The sequence below is a fragment of the Bartonella sp. AP57NXGY genome (genome assembly GCF_042195805.1).
Taxonomy (GTDB): domain Bacteria; phylum Pseudomonadota; class Alphaproteobacteria; order Rhizobiales; family Rhizobiaceae; genus Bartonella.
Genome location: NZ_JBHIOZ010000090.1, coordinates 1 through 5,200, shown reverse-complemented (window position 1 = coordinate 5,200; position 5,200 = coordinate 1). Strand labels below are relative to the sequence as shown.

At 40.3% G+C, this 5,200-nt stretch carries 5 protein-coding genes and 1 pseudogene; 5 read left to right on the top strand and 1 reads right to left on the bottom strand.

Translation table 11 applies throughout. From position 1 onward, the window contains the following. From ACFIL8_RS07490 to ACFIL8_RS07480, 3 genes and pseudogenes are all read left to right on the top strand, one after another. Positions 1-301: pseudogene (locus ACFIL8_RS07490) on the top strand (hypothetical protein); the annotation flags it as partial. Between the two features lie 585 nt (positions 302-886). After that, a complete protein-coding gene (locus ACFIL8_RS07485) occupies positions 887-1,639 on the top strand; it encodes a phage antirepressor KilAC domain-containing protein (RefSeq protein ID WP_375674899.1) in 753 nt (250 codons plus the stop codon). Continuing rightward, positions 1,636-1,914 (top strand): hypothetical protein, encoded by a 279-nt coding sequence (locus tag ACFIL8_RS07480; RefSeq protein WP_375613969.1) that lies wholly within the window; start codon positions 1,636-1,638, stop codon positions 1,912-1,914. The genes ACFIL8_RS07485 and ACFIL8_RS07480 overlap by 4 nt, the downstream gene beginning before the upstream one ends. A 64-nt stretch (positions 1,915-1,978) precedes the next feature. Here the strand turns inward: ACFIL8_RS07480 and ACFIL8_RS07475 are convergent, their stop codons facing one another. Further along, entirely contained in the window at positions 1,979-3,025 is a 1,047-nt protein-coding gene (locus ACFIL8_RS07475) for a Fic family protein (RefSeq protein WP_375668741.1), read from the bottom strand. A gap of 93 nt (positions 3,026-3,118) precedes the next feature. Here ACFIL8_RS07475 and ACFIL8_RS07470 point away from each other — a divergent pair, with 93 nt between their 5' ends. Further along, a complete protein-coding gene (locus tag ACFIL8_RS07470) occupies positions 3,119-3,688 on the top strand; it encodes a hypothetical protein (RefSeq protein ID WP_375638734.1) in 570 nt (189 codons plus the stop codon). Next, on the top strand, positions 3,678-5,200 hold a 1,523-nt coding region (locus ACFIL8_RS07465; RefSeq protein ID WP_375689308.1), incomplete at its 3' end, for a phage terminase large subunit family protein. The genes ACFIL8_RS07470 and ACFIL8_RS07465, both read left to right, overlap by 11 nt.

Genomic DNA, 5,200 nt, shown 5'->3' with positions numbered 1-5,200 from the left:
CGAAACAAAACGCGGCGTAACTTACACACTGTTTGGAAAGAAAGAAATCTTACCCCATGGTTTTATCAAGGGAGGCAATTTTCCAAAGCGTGTTGAATTAAAAAAGCTGAATGGTAATGTATTTCAAAGAGCGGATGGAGATAAATTTCCCATTGCAAAACAAGAAGGACCTTCAATTGCTAAAGTGATGTCCAAGCCAGAGATTGCAAGTGCTATTGCACAATATGCCAATGAAAGATTAACCAAAAACATACAGAGACAACTTTCTCGTCAAGAATACGCTGCTAATAAAAAAGGCTAGATCATGTTCTCAAGCTTTATCTATATATTCCATATCCTTATGAGTTTAGGCATTACATATTCTTATTGCAATTTTAAAAACAGATTATCACTTATGCTTTGTTTTTTCATAAAAAAAATCAATAAAATCAATGCAAAAGGTACTTCCCAGCGGGTTGGCTTCGTTGCGGGGCGGACGAGCGCGAACTATCGCTAGCGACAGAATTTTCAATTTGACTGTACATTGTACATTTAACTCATTGATAAATAATGATTTCAATATGTACACTGTACAGTATGTGAAACGTTTTCTTAGCAAAAAGTAATTTTTATTACTTGACAATTCTACAGTAATAGGTATCTTCGAATCAGGTGCCTGAAAACACCTTAAAACCATAAGCGGATGGATTGCCGATACAATCTTTTTCCGTACATTGAAGGCTTTGACTCATTATATGCGTATGGTGTATACTGGTCTTGTCGGGTGTGGTTATGCCATAAAATACCCTTTCGGGGGAAAGCATAACGACGGACTTATGGCCGTGTTTTCAGCGCCCGATACCTTTCTAAGGTGTCAATGAAAACATTTAACCATAAGGAGTTCACAATGAACACTCTTATTCCGATATCGGAACAAACTGTTGGACAGGAAATTGTTCAAACAGTAAATGCACGTAATCTGCACACATTCTTAGAGGCAAAACGAGACTTTTCCAATTGGATTAAAGACCGTATTATCAAATACAATTTAGAAGAGGGAATAGATTATATTTTAACGCTCGCCAAAACTGGCGAACGTCAAAATGTAGTGTTAAAAGAATATTATCTTACACTAAATGTAGCAAAAGAGCTTTCTATGCTTGAGAACAATAAGAAAGGTAGAGAAGCTCGTTTATACTTTATCAAATGTGAACGGCTTTTGAAGCAAGTAGCAACACCACAGATAACTGCATCACAAGTTGACTATTCCAAACCGGAAGCATTGCTTGGTGTTTTGAATCATCTACAAAGCCAAATAGAACATAAAGATCATGTGATTGCAGAATTGACACCAAAAGCAAAAGCTTTGGATGGCTTAAAGCGCTCTGATGGTTTATTCGGTCTTATTGAAGCAGCAAAGATGTTGGAAGTAAGACCAAAGGATTTAACTGATTACTTGCGTAAACATGATTGGGTGTATCGACGGGCTCCAGGGGCGCCGCTGTTACCTTATCAGGATAAGATCAAGAAAGGATTCATGGACTGTCCTGCTATCACCATTCAAAGACCGGATGGTACAGAAAAGGTGCTCCCTTCAACAAAAATCACACCAAAAGGATTGGCATGTTTGAGAGAACAAATCCATGGAGGTGTACAATGAACACCAGTATCGACTTTTTATGTGATTTATGGATGGCTTTGTTTCAATTTTCTGATCGTGATGATGTCGAAGATAAGGCTTTTAATGCTCTCATTGAGACCATGGATGCAATAGAAAAAGCTTTGATTTTAAAACTTCAAGATGAATCACCAAATGCACTCAGAATTTTGGCAATGATTACAAATTTTGGAACCTTAAAACCTCCCCCGATTATGGAGCCTTTGTTAAAAGCTTACGAACCAAATTTGGAGAGCCCCATTAAAAAGGTTGCTTAATTAAAAAAATAGAACTCCCCTCCCCGTTCTCAACAATGGGGAGGTGGTTAAGAAGGTAATAAAATTAAGGTGCACTATACCAAGTTGATCGTCCACCACCATGACGTATCAAAAGACCTTTTTCAACTAATGATGTAAAAGTTACTTTAAGTGTATTAGCGCTTGCACCAACCTCACGCACCATATCGCGGGTTGTAACACGTCCGTGATTACGCACATAATCAAGAATATTAAGAGCCAATTCAGATAAGGAAAAAAGAGCATTTTTTTCACTCTCTATTTTTATTTCTAATTGGCGTTTTTGTTTTTGTAGAGCACGTAAAAAAAAGAGTATCCAAGGCTCCCAATTGGGTGTTTTAGTATAAATTGTTTTTTGAGTTTGATTTAAAGCTAAGTAATAGCTTTCTTTATTATTCTCAATAATGCTTTCAAGTGATGAATATGGTACATAAACATAACCTTTTTGTAACAAAAGAAGGGTGGTTAAGATACGGCTTAAACGTCCATTTCCATCTTGAAAAGGATGAATAGCTAAAAATGTTACATTAAAAATACCAATCGTAAGTAAAGGATGAAGATCCTTTAATTCATTGGTTTTATTGAACCAAGTAATAAGCTCTTGCATTCGGTATGGTGTATCAAATGGTGTAGCTGTTTCAAAAACAATGCCAACCATTTTCCCTTGAGAATTAAATGCTGCTACATCATTGCGTAAAGTCTTATATTCACCTCGATGTCGTTGATCTTTCTCACTATTACACAAAAGATCACGATGAAGTTGTTTAATATGATTTTCAGTAATAGAAATATCACTCCAAGATTGAAAGATTGTTTCCATAACCTTGGCATAACCGATAACTTCTTGTTCATCACGACTCTTGAAACGTTTAATTTCTAAATTTACCAAAAGCTGTTCGATTTCGCGGTCTGTTAACTTACTCCCTTCAATGCGTGTGGAAGATCCAATACTTTCAACAGTAGCAATATGACGAAGAGCGTTCAATCGCTCAGGTGCAAGAGTACCAAGGGCGCGCCATGCCCCTTTGAACTCATCAATTTCAGCAATGAGAGCCAACAATTCTTGTGTAATTTGGAGTGTATCTGTTTTCATACCGGAATATATACCGGATTATACCCGATTGTCAATCATTCGTAACACCGTAAACTCTTACTTCTTATGGCAGAGAAAAAGCAAGGAGCAACTATGAATAAGAAGAATCGTAAGGGTCTATCGGTTCGTGCGTTTGCGAAGAAGATGGGTGTTTCACATAATGCAGTGGTTTCTCGGATAAAGACAGGTAAATTTGATGCGGCTCTTTTTGAAGATGGTTCTGTCAATGAAGCGCTTGCAACAGCTATCTGGAATGAGAATCCAACAAAGCGCCCTACTCCATTTTTAGCACCGGATGGTCAACCGCTGACAAAGATCAAACAAGCCTCCACAGATGGAGCCAATGAATACAAGATAAAACTAGAGCGGATGCAAGTTGCGCTAGCAAAAGAAAAGATTGCTCTGGAAAAGTTACGCGAAACCACTGTTGATCGTGAAGAAGTGAGAAAAGAAGCATGGAACTTTGGAAGAGCGCATCGAGATACAATGCTCAATTTTGCCTATCGCTTTGGTACTGAAATTGCGGCGCAAGTGGGATGTGATGCTGCGAGCCTTATTGGAGCTATCGATCATCATATGCGCAAAGCTTTAGTGGAAAATGTCGTCCCTGTTTCTTTTCACGATCCCAACATTTTAGAAGAGAATCCAGAACATGATAAGTGATGCTTCGCCCTCGTCCTCTGGTGCTGGGCTCTTTTTTTGCTATGCGAATGAAGGACGCCGTCCTGACCCGCCTTATACTGTTTCCCAGTGGGCTGATAAAAATCGTTATTTGAGCACAGTTACGAGTGCTGAGCCTGGATTATGGAGGACTATACGTACCCCCTATTTACGAGAGATCATGGATAATCTTTCTGTTTATGATCCGACTGAAACAACGGTTGTGATGAAGGGGGCTCAGATTGGAATGTCGGAAGCAGCGTTGAACTTTTGTGGTTATGCCATTCATCATAGTCCAGGACCTGCCCTTTATGTAATGCCGACAGTTGAGACCGCTAAGAAACTGTCAAAGTCTCGTCTTGATCCGATGATTTCAGCTAGCCCTGCTTTAAGTGAACGCATTGCTCCTGCTCGTGCAAGAGACAGTGGAAATACAATGTTTTCAAAGGAATTTTATGGGGGGACATTGATGATTACAGGAGCAAATAGTGCTGCTGGATTGCGTTCTTCTCCTATTCGCTATTTGGTTTTGGATGAAGTCGATGCTTACCCATTGAATGTCGATAATGAAGGCGATCCTGTAACAATTGCGGAAAAACGAACCTCTGCTTTTATTCAACGTAAAATTTTTAAATTGTCCACGCCGACACACCGTGACACAAGCCGTGTAGCCAAGGATTTTGTGCTAGGTGATCAAAGATATTACAATGTCCCTTGTGATGCATGTGGTGTTCTACAACCCATTGTTTGGTCACAAATTAAGTGGCCAAAAGGCGCCCCCGAAAAAGCTGTTTTTGTTTGTGCGCATTGTGGTCATGAACATGCCGAACATCGTAAGTCCGCCTTAATGGCAGAAGAAAACGGTGCTTGTTGGATCGCAACACAGGAGTCAAGTAAGCCTCGTCTGCGTTCTTACCATATTTCAGCGCTTTATTCGCCATGGCTGACTTGGGGCGATTGTGCGCGCGAATTTTTAAGAGCCAAAGAAGACCCTGCTCTTTTGCAAGTTTTTATTAATACAGTGCTTGGAGAGCCATGGGAGGACAGAACAGGCGAAGTTGTTGATCCTGATAGCCTCTATGCAAAACGCGAAGATTATCCCCTTGCACCAGAACAATCCGTCGTGTTGACAGCTGGTATTGATGTGCAAAATGACCGCTTGGAACTTGAAGTGGTGGGATGGGGGCGTAGTGAAGAAAGTTGGCATATTGATTATCAAGTGATCCTTGGTGATCCCTCTTCTTTTGAAGTGTGGGACCAATTGGATGAATATCTTGCAAAACGTTGGCCGCATCCAGGCTATAAAGAGGGGATTAGGATAACAGCGGCTTGCATTGATACCGGTGGTGGACACACACAGGCAGTTTATAATTATGTACGCCCGCGTGAAGGGCGGCGTATCTGGGGCATTAAGGGGCAAGCGGGATGGCGTGCGGTATGGCCACGCCGACCAAGCAAAAACAATAAAGGACAGATTAATCTCTATATTGTTGGTGTTGACGCGGCAAAAGATAT

What these genes read in the sequence shown, in the direction of transcription:
- ACFIL8_RS07480 (WP_375613969.1), top strand. Translation starts at nt 1,636, where the DNA reads ATGAACACCAGTATCGACTTTTTATGTGATTTATGGATGGCTTTGTTT.
- ACFIL8_RS07470 (WP_375638734.1), top strand. Translation starts at nt 3,119, where the DNA reads ATGAATAAGAAGAATCGTAAGGGTCTATCGGTTCGTGCGTTTGCGAAG.
- ACFIL8_RS07475 (WP_375668741.1), bottom strand. Translation starts at nt 3,025, where the DNA reads ATGAAAACAGATACACTCCAAATTACACAAGAATTGTTGGCTCTCATT.
- ACFIL8_RS07485 (WP_375674899.1), top strand. Translation starts at nt 887, where the DNA reads ATGAACACTCTTATTCCGATATCGGAACAAACTGTTGGACAGGAAATT.